This window comes from Microcoleus sp. T2B6 (assembly GCF_036700475.1).
Lineage (GTDB): Bacteria > Cyanobacteriota > Cyanobacteriia > Cyanobacteriales > Microcoleaceae > Microcoleus.
The window spans coordinates 1-15,652 of sequence record NZ_JAUBOZ010000140.1; the positions used below are offsets into that span (position 1 = coordinate 1).

The following is a 15,652-nucleotide window of genomic DNA, read 5'->3' on the forward strand; positions in this document are numbered from 1 at the left end:
TCCAAAAAGGACGGGCGGGACGCCCATCCCACAATAACAATTAAAATTGTAAGTTATTTAATTCGCGATCCTAAGCACCTTACATTTATAGTCATGGACGCACGGGTGGCGAGAAACCGGGTTTTTAACCAAAATAATTGCTGAAACCCCTCAATTCCGGTTCAAAAACCCGGTTTCTTAGTTGGCGAGTGCTAACTAATTTAGATATTTTTAAGGAGAGGGAAGTTGTGGCTGAAAATTGCTGCTACCTTTATAACCGGATAAAATAGCCAGTTTTTCCAAAGATTGCCTGCCCGTGTAATATTTTCCACGAATTTCCCAAGTGGGATAAGCTTTAATATTGGCAGCTTTGCACAAATCGGGTTGAGCATCTTTGCCTCTGGGATCGCACTCAATGTAAGTAATGGCGGTAAATGCTTCTTTGCCGAAAAGTTCTTGTTGCGTGTGACAGTGAGGACACCAGTAAGCACCGTACATTCTAGCTTTGATGGTCTGCAAATGGGTTGCTAAAGCTATTTGATCCGGCACAGATTCGCTGCGAATAGGTGGCGCTTCTTGTTCGGTAACAGGCTGTGCGAAAGGGGGAGGAGGAGGGAGGGTTTGTGCTAATTTTTGAGTGGGTTTGTTGCTGAAACTGAACTGTGCAATTCTTCCGTCTGCTTTGGTAGTGACGAAAATCCCCAAAGTCAGAAAAATGCCGATCGCACAAAAGTTGAATTTGCTTACTCTCATCTTGGATTTCATCTTGAATTTACTAGGATTTCGCGAGCTTGATTCATAGCCTCTACAGCATTGTTTACCACAAAGATGTTAAATTGTGCTAAACCTTTAAAAAAAAGTTTACTTTCGGCGCTGTGATTTAACAAAATAACTTGTTTGTTAGCTTTGAGGGCGAGGGTAATTTCCGAAGCAGTGCCCGTGCCCATACCGCAGGCAATTATTACATCTGAAGAAAGAACGTTAATGTTATTTCTGGCGTTTCCCATATCGGTGACAATGGCAATATCTACAGCTTCAGAAATGCCGCGAGTGTCATTTCCTGGAAGGATGCCCACTGTTAAACCGTTAGCTGATTTTGCTCCTTTGTTGGCGGCATCCATGACGCCAACATTTCTACCGCCAGTTAGCAATATCCATCCTGCTTCGGCGATGAGTTGTCCGAGTTGATAGGCGTTTTCTAAGTCGGTTGATGTGGCACTATCGCCAGGGCCCATGATGCCAATGATGATTTTTTTCATAGTTTTGGAGTGAATATGGTGTTATTAATACTTGATAGTTTTTGAGCACTATATACAAATGTATGTTATCAGATAAATAGTGGTTTCCTCAAAACAGTTGGTGAGCAAAATAACTTCCTGAAGTTTCCTAGTATTTTTACAATGTATGCTGATTTAACATTAACAAGTGAGAGATAACATGAGTGTCGCCCCCAACCCGGAAACAAAGCTGATGGAAAAAATCCGTAGTTTACCGCCGGATAAAATTACGGTATTAGAAGATTTTATGGATTTCCTTTTAACGCGAAGTGAAGATCGTCTTCTCGTTTATACTGCAACTCAACTCTCAGAAGCAGTTTTTGCTAAAATTTGGGATAACCCAGAGGACGCGGAGTATGATGAGTTATAATTTTGGTGAGGTGGTTTTAGTTCCGTTTCCTTTTACAGATCAAACTACCAATAAAAAACGTCTCGCAGTTGTTATTAGTTCTGACGTTTATAATGCAGAATATCCCGATCGCATTCTGATGGGTATCACGAGTCAAGTTAGCAGTAGTCCGAAAGTCGGTGATATTGTCATAACAGATTGGCGATCGGCTGGTCTTTTAAAAGCTTCTATGATTAAGCCAGTTATTATTACGACAATTGAGAAGCAACCGATCCCCAAAAAATTGGGAAGGCTTCAAGATGTATATCTCCAATCTCTGAAAGAGGGAGCTATCGGAATTATAGGTGATAATTGAGCGAGAGCCTTTCTGAATAATGCTTAGAAAGAACTATCGCCTGTATTAATGTTCTCAACATTTATTTCTCAACATCTATATAACTACTGACTGTTGAGAAGTATTTGTAACCGTTTTTGTTGAATTTGTCGATGATCTTCGTCTAATTTTGCAATAACTTCTTCTAATTTGCAACCTAATTCTTCCATTTCCAAGCGACTGCGACGTAAGTTAGCGAGGAGTCGTCGATCGACATCTGGATGTGGCATATATCCTGGTTCGTTCATCATAATCTCCACTCAATCTTAATTTCTTGAATGCTGCGTTCCCAGGCGGGAAGTCTGGCTTGGGTATAAGCAATTACTTCTGTCATTAATCTTAGCATATCAGAAGTTGCTGTTGGTTGTGCATTAGCCAAGCGTCGTTGCAATAGGGAAAACTGGGAAAACCGCTCATCGGCTTGCTGTGCGACACTTTTTAGCTGATCTAAATAGTCAATTGTTCTGTCTGTTTCTCCAAATTGCTCAAATAGAGTGTATTCAGCTTCTGTAGCATCGTCGATAATATCCAATAATTGCCGTTTTAGGCTCCAGATGGTTTCGGCAATTTCTATGGGCAGTTTTGCCATGTTTACTTGTGTGAGATGTACCGTATAGATTTTAGGCTAACAGCGTACCAGAAATGACTAAGGCAGGCCGCGTTTTGCGTATTTCTGTTCCTACTGACGGATCGAATCTAGCTATCGGGATGCTTCCCAGTCGGTAATCGCTTGAGCTTGCCATTCCTCATCCCATCCTAAATCTAATTCGTCAATTAGCTTGCAAGCTTCTGCTAAAGCTTGGTTTTCTTGTTGTTTTCGCCATTGTTTTAAGAGAGCTTCTATCAAAGCACGCTTGGTTGGGCGCTTTTTGATTGACGTATGTGAGTAATTCATCTGGCAAGCTGATAGAGATGTCGCTCATTGGCTAATCAGAATAGTTTTTTGTAATTATTTTAGCAAGAATTGACTGAAATGACAATTTTTTGTTAGTTTAATGCACAAACGGAAGGGATCTCGCCATGATTGATGAATGATGAGCGAGATCCTTTTTGAGTCTGGTCGATCGAGGGCGATCTATCTTCCCAATTTCTTATTACAAAATTACAGGTTGTGTGAGGCTTGACAAAAAATGGCAAAATCTGCCATAATAAGATAACGAGTTAAATGAGGTAAGTAATACCAGTGACAAGCATGAATATTTCTCTACCTGACTCAATGCGAACTTATATAGAAGCACAGGTAGCCCAAGGTGGTTATGGTACAGCTAGCGAGTATTTCCGTGAGTTAATTCGCCAAGACCAAAAACGCAAAGCTTCAGAACGTTTGGAAGCGATGTTATTAGAGGGTTTGGAATCGGGAAATCCTACCGCGATGACGGAGGAAGATTGGATGGAGATTCGTCAAGCTGTGCGATCGCGTATTTCCCAGAATCAGGGGTTGCAGGAATAAAAAAGACCTCGATCCAAAAACGTCCGCAAGTTATCGGCGATTTGATTGAATTAGCCACTTACATGGCGGAAGATAATATGGATGCTTCCGATCGCTTTCTTGTCGCGGCCGAAGAAACCTTTAAACAATTGGCCCAAACGCCAAAAATGGGAAAAGGCTGTATTTATCTCGTTTTATGAACTGAGTGCTAAGGGTTGTTTGACCAATTGTTCGATAACTAGCGATCGACAAACAGCTTCAATTTTATTATTTCCACCAATTTCAAATAACAGATGCAGCCACTCATTAGGAGAAAGGGATAGATTTTCTAACCAAGGAGAGGGAGTAACTTGCTCCCAGCCGACGATTGTACCGAGGTTCGCAGGCTTTTGATTTAACTGATCGGGATTTGGGTTGAGTTGTACGTCAAGTCGAATGCAGGTTTTGAGGATAATGTTTAAAAATTGGTCATTGGTAGCAACTTCAGAAGTAGAATTAGTTGAATTGATCTGCCAATAGTAGTTGAGATTGAGAACATAATCATAGGGAAATTGCCACCCCATCGATAGCAATTCGGATTCGGTAAAATCGTATTGTTGCCAAATTTGTTGAAAGTTCATAATCGGACGAATAAATGGGATTAAGGGAGCAGAATAAAGTGGGTGTCTCCACGACTTCCGGGTTTTCCTGATGCGTTTAGGGGTTGTTCTGCGGGTGCACCTCCTCCTGGGCCATTGTAAACACGAGCATAGGATGAACCATCAGGTTGAGTCATAATTCTGACACTGTATTGAGTGTTTGGGCTTGTCCAAATTGTACCCGCACCGCTTTTTGAGCCTCCTCTAGCTGGAGTGGATATCCAACCCGAAGCAGTAAGTTCTGTTTCGAGGGTAGTTTTATCGATTCCACTGACAAGGAAATTGAGAACATCTGTGACAGCTAGGATGTTACCTGATGACATAGTTCAGGGAAGTTGGGTTTTGGATGGGGTGCATGAGCACTGGTAGGAGCGATCGCCATGATTGATTATAAAACGGGCGAGATCCCTTCTGAATTATTAGAAAGGGATCTCGCCATGATTGATGAATTAAGAGCGATCTCCCTTTTGGTCTAATATGAATGATAATGACCTTAACTAAGCATGACACCTCAACTGAAGTTTGAAATTATCTTTACACGGCCAGTATTCCAGCATCTTGCAGCGATCGACCGGAAGTATTATTCATTAATCCGCACTACAATAGAGGAGCAGTTAAGCTATGAACCAGAGGTAGAAACGCGCAACCGCAAACCGCTAGTGGAACCTTCCGAATTAGGTGCTACTTGGGAGTTGCGATTTGGGCCGAGTAATCGGTTCCGGGTGTTTTACGAGACTAACCTTGATACCTATGAGGTTTATATCTTGGGAATTGGGGTAAAAGTTGGCAATCAGTTATTTATAGGAACAGAGCAGACTGAATCATGAAAATAGTTTCTTTAGCTGAAATTATAGCAAAATTTGCTGATTACTTGAATGCCGATCGCGGAGAGCCAATTTTAATTACTGAAAATGGTCAACCAGTAGCGGCAATGACTTTAATTAAAGATCCTGAAGCTCTGGAGCGTTTTTTGTTGGCTAACAATCCAAAATTCAATCAAATTTTGGATAAATCTCGGCAAAGTTTGAAAGAAGAGGGAGGAATGAAGTCCGAGGATTTCTGGAATTTAGTGGATGAATGAGCTTTGTTGGAGACTCAAAAAAAGTAAATTTAAGAGAGAGCGATCGCCCTTCTGAATTATTAGAAGGGCGATCGCTCTTTTTAACCGCATATGGACGCTGATTAATGCGGATGCAAGAAGGGCGATCGATCTTGTTGACTAACGAATCTCCCTCTTTTACTTACTGAGCATTTTCTTGTCCTAGAAGTCGATCCAGTTTGTTTTCAATTGTGGTTAGCTTTCTCAGAACAGTGGGACGATCTTCATCTAGAGAAGTAAGTAAGTTAGCAATTCCTGACTGAACGTTAATCAATTGCACGACAGCATTTTGTAGTTGTACCATTCCTTCTCGAAGTTCCTGTCGTTCGAGTCTTGCTTCTGCCATGTTATCTAACATAGCTTGAGTTGCCCTAGCGTTGCTTTCTATTAGTTGCTTCAGCTCTTCATCCGTCATGTCGATGGCTGTTGGTAAATGAGATACTACTTGAGATTATAGCAAATGGGAGCGGGGCGATCGCTCTTTCGATCGTAAAACGGGCGATCGCCCTTCTGATTATAAAACGGGCGATCGTCCTTCTGAATTATTAGAAAGGGCGATCGCTCTTTTTTAACCGCAGATGGACGCAGATTAACGCGGATGCAAGAAGGGCGATCGCCATGATTGATTATAAAACGGGCGATCGCACCCTATTTCCTTTGGGGAGATTCTACCAGTTCTGATTCCTTAAGACGTTGCGATAATAGGCAATCTTCAAAGCTGAAAGCTTCTGAGTCGAGAAAACTAGCGATCGCCATTTCGATCGCAGCTTCGAGAGAACATTCTAGCTGCGTAGCTTTTTCCATCAGGGCGACTTTCACATAGTCAGGCAAATGGGTCATCAGCGAATGAATAGCTTCTGGTGGTAAGTGTTGGATCTTGAGGGTCTGAGTCATTGTTCTCTGGGAATTTTAACGTTGTAGGGAGGATTTGTAGCTTGAAGGATGAGGGTTTCTAATTCATATAATAACCCTGGTTTTTGCCATTGGTTGAGGGTAACAAAGGCGATCCTTACATCATCTGGATCGTAGCGATCGATCCAGCCCCAAAGGAAAGCTTTGTGACCACCTCGCAGTCGATCGCGGAGGTTTTTGGCTTTGCCGATGTAGAGTAATCCTTGAATGCGATGTCGAAAGGCGTACAAACCAACTCTAGCAGGAATTGTGTCGAAGTCGTGGCTGAGGGGATGGCACTGATCGAAGGGGGTAAAGGCGAGAGTGTCGAGAATTTGGCGGGCTTCTTGCTGGATGGGGTTGGTCATGAAAATTGAGAGAGGGAAGCGGTTATTCCATCCTACAAGTAGAAGCGATCGCCCTTCTGAATTATTAGAAAGGGCGATCGGTCTTTTTTAACCGCAGATGGACGCAGATTAACGCAGATGCAAGAAGGGCGATCGCCATGATTGATGAATTATGAGCGATCGCCTTTCTGAATTATTAGAAAGGGCGATCGCTATAATTCCCGATAGCGCTGCAAAATCTCTTGTGGACGAGATAGAATTCTTGATTTTCATCGAAGTGGGCGAATAGCTGCGGAATGCGATCGTGGCTACCTAACTTGTTCAGGTGTTAAGACTCGCTTTAAAACAGGCGTTTGGCTTCTTGCAGCAAGAAGGGATCATTGGACTGGGGCTTGAATCTCTTAACCACGCGCGGGGGCTTGTCGGGTAGATATTCGTCATGTGCTAAGTAGGTTTCGCCAAATCCACCTTTACCCAATGAGCTGATTATGTAGTAATGTCCGCCAATAGTTTTGCCGATAATCATTTGTTGTGATAATATTTTTGATAATTATCAAACACTCGGATCAGATTCGGTGTACTTCTCTGAACCGTCGGGGAAGGAGCTTCATTAAAATTCAATAACTGGAATAAGGCAATGACTACAAAATCGCTCGCAGATTACGATCGGGCTATTCAACTTAATCCCAACAATGCTATTGCCTACAACAATCGGGGTTTAGTCAAATTTGACCTAGGGAAAAACCAAGAGGCGATAGCAGATTATAATCGGGCTATTCAGCTTAATTCCAACTATGCTGATGCCTACAAGAATCGGGGTAATGCCAAGTCTGAACTAGGGAAAAACCAAAAGGCGATCGCAGATTACGATCGGGCTATTCAGCTTGATCCTAACAATGCTAATGCCTACAATAATCGGGGTTTAGCCAAGTCTGACCTAGGGATAAACCAAGAGGCGATCGCAGATTACGATCGGGCTATTCAGCTTGATCCTAACAATGCTAATGCCTACGTCAATCGGGGTTTAGCCAAATCTGCCCTAGGGAAAAACCAAGAGGCGATCGCAGATTACGATCGGGCTATTCAGCTTGATTCTAACTATGATGTTGCCTACAACAATCGGGGTAATGCCAAGTCTGACCTAGGGAAAAACGAAAAGGCGATCGCAGATTACGATCGGGCTATTCAGCTTGATCCTAACTATGATGTTGCCTACGTCAATCGGGGTTTAGCCAAATCTGCCCTAGGGAAAAACAAAGAGGCGATCGCAGATTACGATCGGGCTATTCAACTTGATTCTAACTATGATGTTGCCTACTACAATCGGGGTAATGCCAAATATGCCCTAGGGAAAAACCAAGAGGCAATCGCAGATTACGATCAGGTTATTCAGCTTGATCCTAACGATGCTAATGCCTACAGCCATCGGGGTTTAGCCAAATCTGCCCTAGGGAGAAAAGAAGAGGCGATCGCAGATTACGATCGGGCTATTCAGCTTGATCCTAACGATGCTGCTGCCTACTACAATCGGGGTAGTGCCAAATCTGCCCTAGGGAAAAACCAAGAGGCGATCGCAGATTACGATCAGGTCATTCAGCTTGATCCTAACGAAGCTTTTGCCTACTACAATCGGGGTAGTGCCAAATCTGCTCTTGACGACAAACAGAGTGCAATCGAAGATTACCAAAAAGCCGCTGATTTGTATAAGCAACAAGGGAAGACATATATGTACCAAGTTGCTGTTGACAACGTGAAAAAACTATCCAAACAGTAGCGACAAACTGAGAATAATCATGCCTTCAGATGACTCACCAACTCCTGAAAAGTATCAATCGGAATCGCCCAACTCAAAGCTTCCATCTGCCGAAAAACACCCTTGTTGAGGCTCGCTGTCAAACAGGTGTTTGGCTTCTTGCAGCAAGAATGGGTCATTGGACTGGGGCTTGAATCTTTTGACCACACATTGGGGCTTGTCGGGTAGATGTTCGTCATGTGCTAAGTAGGTCTCGCCAAATCCACCGTGACCCAATAAGCTGATTATGTAGTAATGTCCGCCAATAGTTTTGCCGATAATCATTTGTTGTGATAATATTTTTGATAATTATCAAACACTCCGATCGGATTCGGCGTACTTCTGTGAACCGTCGGGGAAGCAGCTTCATTAAAATTCAATAACTGGAATAAGGCAATGACTACAAAATCGCTCGCAGATTACGATCGGGCTATTCAACTTAATCCCAACGATGCTAATGCCTACAGCAATCGGGGTGCAGCCAAATCTGCCCTAGGGAGAAACCAAGATGCGATCGCAGATTACGATCGGGCTATTCAACTTAATCCCAAGGATGCTGCTGCCTACTACAATCGGGGTGTTGTCAAGTATGCCCTAGGGAAAAACCAAGATGCGATCGCAGATTACGATCGGGCTATTCAGCTTAATCCTAACTTTGCTGCTGCCTACGTCAATCGGGGTTTAGCCAAATGTTTCCTAGGGAAAAACCAAGATGAGATCGCAGATTACGATCGGGCTATTCAGCTTAATCCTAACTTAGCTGCTGCTTACAGCAATCGGGGTGCAGCCAAATCTGCCCTAGGGAGAAACCAAGAGGCGATCGCAGATTACGATCAGGTTATTAAGCTTGATTCTAACGATGCTTTGGCCTACTACAATCGGGGTGTTGCCAAGTATGCCCTAGAGAGAAACCAAGAGGCGATCAGAGATTACGATCGGGCTATTAAGCTTGATTCTAACTTTGCTCCTGCCTACAGCAATCGGGGTGCAGCCAAATGTGCCCTAGGGAGAAACCAAGAGGCGATCGCAGATTACGATCAGGCTATTCAGCTTGAGCCTAACAATGCTATGGCCTACCACAATCGGAGTATACTCAAGTATGCCCTAGGGAAAAAAGAAGATGCTATCGCAGATTACGATCGGGTTATTCAGCTTGATCCTAACAATGCTATTGCCTACAACAATCGGGGTAATTTCAAATCTGCTATTAACGACAAACAAAGTGCAATCCAAGATTACCAAAAAGCCGCTGATTTGTATAAACAACAAGGGAATACATTAATGTCCCAATTGGCTGTTGACAACATGAAAAAACTATCCGAACAGTAGCGATAAACTGAGAATAATCATGCCTTCAGATGACTCACCAACTGCTGAAAAGTATCAATCGGAATCGCCCAACTCAAAGCTTCCATCTGCCGAAAAACCGCCTGAGAAGGCACACTCCCATCAGCCAACTTAAACACATCAATTCCCCCCAAAGGATATTTCGATTTGCCATTAATCCCCACAAAATTACCAGAAATATCCAATACAGGCCCGCCACTCATGCCCTCGGCAATATCATTAGTGTAACCAAGTTGGTATCCACTCTCAAGGGATTGAGCCGGCAACATTCCCACTTTCCCACTCGTTAACTTAAAAGCTTTTAGCCCCCAATTCCGAGTCTTCTCTATAGACTCTGAATTAATCCAATGCCAATTCGGAAAACCCGCAGCGTAAACCGCATCTCCCACCGATAGCTGATTTGAGTTTGCGATTTCCGCAACTCGATAGGATTGAGAGGTGGTAAACTGCACTAAGCTGTTCTGCATTTAAACTGCACAGTCAAAATTTGATAAAATTCTTGTGGGGGTGGGCCGTATAGCCCGCACAAAAAATGCAATTTAGATGTCTAACAGCTTAAAGCTAAATCTACTTTATCAAACTGAGACAAACGCAGCCATTTAGCAATATGCGTCCGTCCGTCGGCTGTCAATACTTGATAAGTTTTGTCCTGATTATCAGCTACCACATGATTGTTAGTCAAAACAGTATAAGTCCGGCAAGGGTTGAAACCCTGCCTCAAAGCTAAAGTCCTCTTAAGAGGACTGAAGAACTCATTAGTCCTCTTAAGAGGACTTTAGCTATTAGACAGGGAATTCATTCCCTGGCGGACTAGCGGGTGGGCGGGAGGACTTGGCGGGCTTTCAGGCTTAAGTTGACACCAATGGGCATTGCCGTGTCCCTACACTTTATAAACTTGGAATACGCTGTTTTTTTGATTGTTCCAGTAAAGTGTGAAAGCACGCTCATAATTATACCTCATTCGCTGACATTAACAGTTTGATATACTGATATAATTATTACACTAACTGCCTCGACACCAACTACTAATCGCCTTTAGCCAAAGTAGAATAATCTAGAAAAAGCCATCAAATTAGTAGAGGACAAAATTTCCGGGTGCAAAGAAATCATCCTCCACTCACCTAGGCGGAGTCTAAAAAATCTCCCCAACAATCATCCCCGCCAATAAGACAAACCCCACCCAAACATTTTGGCGAAAGATTTGACCGTAAACAGGCTTAGGAATATCCGCATTTCGGAGTTGACTGTACTGCAAAAACCACAAAATCGCCGCCGCAATAATTGCCAACCAAAAACCAATGTGCAAGTGCAGATTAATCCCCATCGCCGCTAACAAACCGACAGTACCAACAAAGAAAAATCCCACTGCATTAGCGGCATTATCCCCGAAAAATATCGCGCTGGAATTCACCCCCAAACGCAAATCATCTTCCCGATCGCTCATCGCATAAACTGTATCAAACCCCATCGTCCAAAACACGACTGCACCCCACAGCAGCCAAGTCGCTAATTCTAATTCGTCAACAGCGGCGCTCCAACTAATTAAAACTGCAAAACCCCAGGCAATTGATAACACTAATTGCGGCACTGGAAAGAATCTTTTTGCTAGCGGATAGCAGATAATTACTGGTACGGCGGCGACGCACAGCCAGAAGCTTAAAGGATTGAGATACAAAGCGAGAATCGCGGCGCAAGCAAAGGAAATTAATGCAACTCCTATTCCAGTTTGCACGGTGAGGGCGCGGGATGCTAGGGGGCGCGATCGCGTTCTTTCTACTTCGGGATCGATATCGCGATCCCACAAGTCGTTGATGACGCATCCCGCCGCACTCGTGGCTAGGGTTCCCAACACAATCACGCCCACCAATGCTGTCGGTGGCCTCCCGTGGGCTGCTAAAAAGACCGCCCAGAGGGCTGGAATCATTAAAATCAGCCTTCCTGCTGGTTTGTCCCATCTCAAAAGCCTCACGACGGTTAGCAATGTGGATTCGGGTTGGCGATCGGGCTGTGTAAGCATTTCAATTCTAGATTTGATATTTTTAACTCTAGATTTTATCAAATTTTAGGCACAATCACTTACTATCTCTGCTGCCGATCGCACTTCTGCCGAAATTTAAAACAGGTGAAAGTCTTGCCCAGTCAGCAATTCCAAATTTTTGCTAATTTAATAGAATGCCTAACTGGATTCGTGAAATAATCATAAATATCTGTCAACCCCGATACTCCAATGGTTAATTCACTTCCGTCTGCGGAGTCAAATCGCATTATTGCTGCTATTGATATGGGTACTAACTCATTTCACATGGTGGTGGCGCGCATCGATCCGAAATTACCCGCGTTTACGATTATTGCTAGAGAAAAAGATACGGTTCGGTTGGGCGATTGTGAGGTTAAGACAGGGTGCTTGAAGTCCGAGGTTATGGAAAGGGCGATCGCCACTCTGCGCCGTTTTCAAGATATTGCTAAAACTTTCAATGCTGAACAAATTATCGCTGTTGCTACGAGTGCGGTTCGGGAAGCTCCTAACGGGCGGGATTTTCTCAAACAAGTTGCTGCAGAATTAGACCTAGATGTGAGTTTAATTTCTGGTCAAGAAGAAGCGCGGAGAATTTATCTCGGTGTTCTTTCGGGTATGGAATTTAACAATCAGTCGCAGGTAATTATTGATATTGGGGGGGGTTCTACGGAGTTGATTTTAGGAGACAGTTCTGAGCCTCGCTGTCTCACCAGTACAAAAATTGGTGCTGTTCGCTTAACAGGACAATTTGTCAAAACTGACCCGATTAGCAGGGAGGAGTTTGCTTATTTGCAAGCTTATATTCGGATTTCGCTGGAAAGACCGATCGACGAATTGCGCTCTCACTTCAATGCGGGCGAACCTTTGCGCTTGATTGGCACTGCTGGAACCATCGAAACTCTGGCTGCCATTAACGCTCGCGAAAAGTTGGGAACAGTGCCGAATCCCCTAGCCGGATATCAGTTAAGTTTAAAAGATTTACGCGATTTAGTCAATCGCTTTCGCAAACTTTCTTATGCCGAAAGGTTGGCAATACCGGGAATGTCAGACAAGCGGGCGGAAATTATTCTAGCAGGATCTATGATTTTGCAGGAAGCGATGACACTATTAGGAATTGAATCCCTGACTGTGTGCGATCGCTCTCTGAGAGAAGGCGTAATTGTTGACTGGATGCTCGCGCACGGTTTAATTGAGAACCGCTTGCGCTATCAAGGTTCAATCCGCCAGCGCAGCATTCTGCACATGGCTGAGAAATATCAAGTCAATTTAGAACAAAGCGAAAGAACCGCAGCATTTGCGCTCAATTTCTTCGACCAAACTCAAGGAATTCTACACTATTGGGGAACCGAAGAACGCGAGTTGCTGTGGGCTGCCGCGATTCTGCACAACTGCGGTTTGTACGTCAGTCATTCAGCGCACCACAAGCATTCTTACTATTTAATTCGCAACGGTGAGTTATTAGGATACACTGAAACAGAGATTGAAGTAATTGCGAACTTAGCTCGCTATCACCGGAAAAATCCTCCGAAAAAAAAGCACGATAATTATGTAATTCTTCCGAAAAAATACCGGGAACTCGTCAGTAAATTGCATCCTTTTCTGCGGTTGGCTGTGGCTTTGGACAGGCGGCAGATTGGCGCAATTTCTGATTTTAAATGCGAACACCGCCCGGAAGTTCGAGAGTTTCATTTGCGGCTGCAACCGCTCAATCCCGAAGACAATTGCGCTCTGGAACTCTGGAGTTTGGATTATAAAAAGCCGTGTTTTGAAGATGAGTACAATCTAAAATTAGTGGCAACTTTGGAACCGACTTTGGTTCCGGTTTAAATACAAAGCCGAGCCTGGAAACGAGAAACTGCTGCAATACCAGAGAGAATCTTCGTGGTGAAGAACGCTCTCAAACGCTTGAAATCTCGAAACCTGCGATCGTTAAATCTTTTTCTGTTAACAGACGATCGGCAATAAACTAGGTTGATTGCCGATCGCCCGTCGGTAGGATCGGGTAAAGCCGATCGCACCAATACAGTGTTTGAGGGCAGCGCGCAGCTACAAACTACGAGATTGCAAGCATTTGAAGGACTTCGCTCGACCAGGCTCGGCACTCACGCCAGACAGGGCGGATTATGTAGTGCTTACCCGAAGATGGTAAAATCATTCAGACCGATCGCACTAGCTTGCACTCCATTTAAAGCAGCCAACAATTGACCATTCTGACCAATCCTGATGAAAGCTGCATTAGCGTTTTGGGTAATACTAAGTTGACCAAAAGTTAGACCACCCGCTAACACGAGCAAATCTTCACCTTTTGTGAAATCAGTAATTATATCGCTGCCTTCACCTGCTGTTAAAACAAAGCGATCACGCCCAATGCCGCCGCTGAGAATATCATTGCCCAAACCGCCAATCAAACAATCGTCGCCTTTACCGCCGTAGAGAGTATCGTTACCATCCTCGCCGCATAGCTTGTCACTACCGCCGTTGCCCAACATCAAATCATTGCCAGCACCACCGCACAGGGAATCAGGCTCGCCGTTAAAGTCGATCGCACTGTCTCCGAAAATAGTATCGTCCCCATCGTCGCCACAAATGCTATCACTGCCGCGATCGCCCAACAGCAGATCGTTGCCAGTACCCCCCACCACAACGTCATTGCCCTTGCCGCCGTAAACAGTATCGTTGCCCTCTTCGCCGCTTAGAGTATCCGCAGCATCTCCCCCGTTCAAGAAGTCGTTGCCAGCACCGCCAAAGAGCAAATCGCGTCCAGTCGAGTCAAGGCTAGACGGGTCAAAACTGCCTCCAAACAAGCTGTCGTTACCCTGAGCCCCAACCAGAGTGTCATTGCCCTTCTCGCCCCCAATCAAGTCATCGTCTTTGCCGCCGATGGCCACATCATCGCCCTTACCCCCGAAAATGCCATCGTCGCTGCCGGCGCCGTTGAGGTAATCATTGCCATTGCCGCCAAACAGCAAGTCTTTGTCTGCATTCGGGCCAAGGGGGATATTGGTGGGCAGTGCCCCGTAAATATTGTCGTTGCCTTTTTCGCCCAGCAGAACGTCGTCGCCGTTGAAACCGCTGATAACGTCGTTGAGATTGCTGCCGATGAGGAAGTCGTTGCCGTCAGTGCCATTGAAAGTGCGATCGACAGAATTCGGGCCCGGAATCGAACCGATCGCGGGTAGGGTAATTTGTTCGTCAATGCGATCGGCATCGCCCCCTTGAACGCTGTCAGAGTCAACAGGAGTTCCTGCAGGAGTAGGTGTCGGAGTTGGCGTCGGAGTCGGAGTTTCCGTGGGAGTTCCCGTGGGAGTCGGAGTTCCCGTGGGAGTCGGAGTTGGAGTTCCGGTTGGAGTTGGAGTTCCTGTTGGAGTCGGAGTTCCGGTTGGGGTTGGAGTTTCCGTGGGAGTCGGAGTTTCCGTGGGAGTCGGAGTTTCCGTGGGAGTCGGAGTTCCCGTGGGAGTCGGAGTTTCCGTGGGAGTCGGAGTTTCCGTGGGAGTCGGAGTTGGAGGGGTATTTACAACAATGCTTCCCGTGACGATCGCAGAATCAGCTTTCCCGTCGTTAGCTTTGTAGGTAAAAGAGTCTGTCCCTGCAAAACCAGGATTCGGAGTATAAGTGAAAGAACCGTTAGCGTTGAGGGCGATCGACCCTGTAGCCGGATTTGTCACCAGAATCGCCGTCAGCGGGTCATTTTCCGGGTCTGTATCGTTGATTAAGACTCCCAAACCAGTCACGTTGAGACTCGTATTAAAAGCAGTAGTATAGCTGTCAGAATTGGCTACAGGCGGGTTATTGTTGACGTTTACAGTCACGGTAGCCGGTTCCGAGCTAACTATTCCGTCGCTGACTGTGTAGGTAAATGTGTCTGTTCCAGAAAAGCCAGCGTTAGGAGTATAAGTGAAAGAACCGTCTTTGTTGAGGGCGATCGACCCTTTAGTCGGGTTTGCCGCCACCGCAGCAGTCAGCGTGTCTAAATCTGCGTCGGAGTCGTTGCCTAAAACTCCCGGCACTGTTACGCTGAGGACTGTTCCCGCACTGATGCTGTAGGTATCAGGTTGTGGCTGTGGCACACTGTTAGTAACGTTGATTGTCACCGTCGCGGGGACAGTCGCAGCCC

28 protein-coding genes are annotated in these 15,652 nt (G+C 45.0%); 10 read left to right on the forward strand and 18 right to left on the reverse strand.

Translation table 11 applies throughout. The annotated features are described in order from the left end of the window. Window positions 1-210: 210 nt before the first annotated feature. Both QUA00_RS33325 and QUA00_RS33330 read right to left on the reverse strand, forming a co-directional pair. Window positions 211-732 (reverse strand): hypothetical protein, encoded by a 522-nt coding sequence (locus QUA00_RS33325; protein ID WP_333146741.1) that lies wholly within the window; start codon window positions 730-732, stop codon window positions 211-213. 8 nt (window positions 733-740) lie between these two features. Further along, entirely contained in the window at window positions 741-1,238 is a 498-nt protein-coding gene (locus QUA00_RS33330; RefSeq protein ID WP_333146739.1) for a TIGR00725 family protein, read from the reverse strand. A gap of 211 nt (window positions 1,239-1,449) precedes the next feature. Here QUA00_RS33330 and QUA00_RS33335 point away from each other — a divergent pair, with 211 nt between their 5' ends. Further along, window positions 1,450-1,626, forward strand: a complete 177-nt coding sequence (locus QUA00_RS33335; protein WP_333412733.1) for a toxin-antitoxin system, antitoxin component, Xre family protein — start codon at window positions 1,450-1,452, stop codon at window positions 1,624-1,626. Beyond that, window positions 1,613-1,960 carry a type II toxin-antitoxin system PemK/MazF family toxin gene (locus QUA00_RS33340; RefSeq protein ID WP_333146737.1) on the forward strand — a complete coding sequence of 116 codons (348 nt, stop codon included), beginning with the start codon at window positions 1,613-1,615 and terminating at the stop codon, window positions 1,958-1,960. Before QUA00_RS33335 ends, QUA00_RS33340 begins: the two co-directional genes overlap by 14 nt. Before the next feature lie 83 nt (window positions 1,961-2,043). On the opposite strand, the gene QUA00_RS33345 is transcribed toward QUA00_RS33340, so the two are convergent. Genes QUA00_RS33345 through QUA00_RS33360 form a run of 4 tightly spaced genes read right to left on the reverse strand, consistent with a single transcriptional unit; the run spans window position 2,044 to window position 2,873 of the window. After that, a complete protein-coding gene (locus tag QUA00_RS33345; RefSeq protein WP_333106308.1) occupies window positions 2,044-2,229 on the reverse strand; it encodes a hypothetical protein in 186 nt (61 codons plus the stop codon). Next, window positions 2,226-2,567, reverse strand: coding sequence for a hypothetical protein (locus QUA00_RS33350; protein ID WP_333146735.1), 342 nt, complete (start codon window positions 2,565-2,567; stop codon window positions 2,226-2,228). The genes QUA00_RS33345 and QUA00_RS33350 overlap by 4 nt, the downstream gene beginning before the upstream one ends. 31 nt (window positions 2,568-2,598) lie before the next feature. Next, a complete protein-coding gene (locus tag QUA00_RS33355) occupies window positions 2,599-2,721 on the reverse strand; it encodes a type II toxin-antitoxin system PemK/MazF family toxin (RefSeq protein WP_333146733.1) in 123 nt (40 codons plus the stop codon). Next, on the reverse strand, window positions 2,679-2,873 hold the full coding sequence (locus tag QUA00_RS33360) for a hypothetical protein (RefSeq protein WP_333146730.1): 195 nt from the start codon (window positions 2,871-2,873) through the stop codon (window positions 2,679-2,681). Before QUA00_RS33360 ends, QUA00_RS33355 begins: the two co-directional genes overlap by 43 nt. A gap of 297 nt (window positions 2,874-3,170) precedes the next feature. On the opposite strand from QUA00_RS33360, the gene QUA00_RS33365 reads away from it, so the two are divergent. After that, window positions 3,171-3,428, forward strand: a complete 258-nt coding sequence (locus tag QUA00_RS33365) for a type II toxin-antitoxin system ParD family antitoxin (RefSeq protein WP_333412736.1) — start codon at window positions 3,171-3,173, stop codon at window positions 3,426-3,428. Beyond that, on the forward strand, window positions 3,365-3,607 hold the full coding sequence (locus QUA00_RS33370) for a type II toxin-antitoxin system RelE/ParE family toxin (protein WP_333412738.1): 243 nt from the start codon (window positions 3,365-3,367) through the stop codon (window positions 3,605-3,607). Before QUA00_RS33365 ends, QUA00_RS33370 begins: the two co-directional genes overlap by 64 nt. On the opposite strand, the gene QUA00_RS33375 is transcribed toward QUA00_RS33370, so the two are convergent. Continuing rightward, window positions 3,602-4,027, reverse strand: coding sequence for a hypothetical protein (locus tag QUA00_RS33375; protein WP_333412740.1), 426 nt, complete (start codon window positions 4,025-4,027; stop codon window positions 3,602-3,604). The genes QUA00_RS33370 and QUA00_RS33375 overlap by 6 nt on opposite strands. 20 nt (window positions 4,028-4,047) lie before the next feature. Then, window positions 4,048-4,368 (reverse strand): hypothetical protein, encoded by a 321-nt coding sequence (locus QUA00_RS33380; protein WP_333412742.1) that lies wholly within the window; start codon window positions 4,366-4,368, stop codon window positions 4,048-4,050. 180 nt (window positions 4,369-4,548) lie between these two features. Here QUA00_RS33380 and QUA00_RS33385 point away from each other — a divergent pair, with 180 nt between their 5' ends. Continuing rightward, the gene (locus QUA00_RS33385; protein WP_333412743.1) at window positions 4,549-4,872 is read left to right on the forward strand and encodes an addiction module toxin RelE; all 324 of its coding nucleotides are present in this window, start codon (window positions 4,549-4,551) and stop codon (window positions 4,870-4,872) included. Then, on the forward strand, window positions 4,869-5,126 hold the full coding sequence (locus QUA00_RS33390) for a type II toxin-antitoxin system Phd/YefM family antitoxin (RefSeq protein WP_333412745.1): 258 nt from the start codon (window positions 4,869-4,871) through the stop codon (window positions 5,124-5,126). The genes QUA00_RS33385 and QUA00_RS33390 overlap by 4 nt, the downstream gene beginning before the upstream one ends. 160 nt (window positions 5,127-5,286) lie before the next feature. On the opposite strand, the gene QUA00_RS33395 is transcribed toward QUA00_RS33390, so the two are convergent. Then, window positions 5,287-5,559, reverse strand: a complete 273-nt coding sequence (locus QUA00_RS33395) for a hypothetical protein (RefSeq protein ID WP_333106319.1) — start codon at window positions 5,557-5,559, stop codon at window positions 5,287-5,289. An 11-nt stretch (window positions 5,560-5,570) separates the two neighbouring features. Between QUA00_RS33395 and QUA00_RS33400 the strand changes: the two genes are divergently transcribed. After that, window positions 5,571-5,693, forward strand: coding sequence for a hypothetical protein (locus tag QUA00_RS33400; RefSeq protein WP_333412747.1), 123 nt, complete (start codon window positions 5,571-5,573; stop codon window positions 5,691-5,693). 99 nt (window positions 5,694-5,792) lie between these two features. On the opposite strand, the gene QUA00_RS33405 is transcribed toward QUA00_RS33400, so the two are convergent. From QUA00_RS33405 to QUA00_RS33415, 3 genes are all read right to left on the reverse strand, one after another. Beyond that, window positions 5,793-6,038 (reverse strand): hypothetical protein, encoded by a 246-nt coding sequence (locus QUA00_RS33405; protein WP_333412749.1) that lies wholly within the window; start codon window positions 6,036-6,038, stop codon window positions 5,793-5,795. Then, window positions 6,035-6,403, reverse strand: a complete 369-nt coding sequence (locus QUA00_RS33410) for a GIY-YIG nuclease family protein (RefSeq protein WP_333412751.1) — start codon at window positions 6,401-6,403, stop codon at window positions 6,035-6,037. The genes QUA00_RS33405 and QUA00_RS33410 overlap by 4 nt, the downstream gene beginning before the upstream one ends. Before the next feature lie 319 nt (window positions 6,404-6,722). Beyond that, window positions 6,723-6,908, reverse strand: a complete 186-nt coding sequence (locus QUA00_RS33415) for a hypothetical protein (protein WP_333412752.1) — start codon at window positions 6,906-6,908, stop codon at window positions 6,723-6,725. A 111-nt stretch (window positions 6,909-7,019) separates the two neighbouring features. Here QUA00_RS33415 and QUA00_RS33420 point away from each other — a divergent pair, with 111 nt between their 5' ends. After that, a complete protein-coding gene (locus tag QUA00_RS33420; RefSeq protein WP_333412754.1) occupies window positions 7,020-8,156 on the forward strand; it encodes a tetratricopeptide repeat protein in 1,137 nt (378 codons plus the stop codon). A gap of 54 nt (window positions 8,157-8,210) precedes the next feature. Here the strand turns inward: QUA00_RS33420 and QUA00_RS33425 are convergent, their stop codons facing one another. Beyond that, the gene (locus tag QUA00_RS33425) at window positions 8,211-8,459 is read right to left on the reverse strand and encodes a hypothetical protein (protein WP_333412756.1); all 249 of its coding nucleotides are present in this window, start codon (window positions 8,457-8,459) and stop codon (window positions 8,211-8,213) included. A gap of 111 nt (window positions 8,460-8,570) precedes the next feature. Between QUA00_RS33425 and QUA00_RS33430 the strand changes: the two genes are divergently transcribed. Then, the gene (locus tag QUA00_RS33430; protein ID WP_333412758.1) at window positions 8,571-9,503 is read left to right on the forward strand and encodes a tetratricopeptide repeat protein; all 933 of its coding nucleotides are present in this window, start codon (window positions 8,571-8,573) and stop codon (window positions 9,501-9,503) included. Between the two features lie 17 nt (window positions 9,504-9,520). On the opposite strand, the gene QUA00_RS33435 is transcribed toward QUA00_RS33430, so the two are convergent. The 3 genes from QUA00_RS33435 to QUA00_RS33445 all read right to left on the reverse strand — a co-directional run bounded on the left by QUA00_RS33435 (window position 9,521) and on the right by QUA00_RS33445 (window position 11,538). After that, window positions 9,521-9,988 carry a serine protease gene (locus QUA00_RS33435; protein ID WP_333412760.1) on the reverse strand — a complete coding sequence of 156 codons (468 nt, stop codon included), beginning with the start codon at window positions 9,986-9,988 and terminating at the stop codon, window positions 9,521-9,523. An 80-nt stretch (window positions 9,989-10,068) separates the two neighbouring features. After that, window positions 10,069-10,242: a hypothetical protein gene (locus QUA00_RS33440; RefSeq protein WP_333412762.1), complete on the reverse strand. Its 174-nt coding sequence runs from the start codon at window positions 10,240-10,242 to the stop codon at window positions 10,069-10,071. Between the two features lie 411 nt (window positions 10,243-10,653). Then, on the reverse strand, window positions 10,654-11,538 hold the full coding sequence (locus tag QUA00_RS33445) for a 4-hydroxybenzoate solanesyltransferase (RefSeq protein WP_333412764.1): 885 nt from the start codon (window positions 11,536-11,538) through the stop codon (window positions 10,654-10,656). 210 nt (window positions 11,539-11,748) lie between these two features. Between QUA00_RS33445 and QUA00_RS33450 the strand changes: the two genes are divergently transcribed. Then, window positions 11,749-13,365, forward strand: a complete 1,617-nt coding sequence (locus QUA00_RS33450) for a Ppx/GppA phosphatase family protein (RefSeq protein WP_333412766.1) — start codon at window positions 11,749-11,751, stop codon at window positions 13,363-13,365. On the opposite strand, the gene QUA00_RS33455 is transcribed toward QUA00_RS33450, so the two are convergent. After that, window positions 13,362-13,640, reverse strand: a complete 279-nt coding sequence (locus QUA00_RS33455; RefSeq protein WP_333412768.1) for a hypothetical protein — start codon at window positions 13,638-13,640, stop codon at window positions 13,362-13,364. The two genes, QUA00_RS33450 and QUA00_RS33455, sit on opposite strands and share 4 nt — an antisense overlap. A gap of 30 nt (window positions 13,641-13,670) precedes the next feature. Further along, window positions 13,671-15,652, reverse strand: a 1,982-nt coding sequence (locus tag QUA00_RS33460) for an Ig-like domain-containing protein (RefSeq protein WP_333412770.1), incomplete at its 5' end; no start/stop codon positions are given.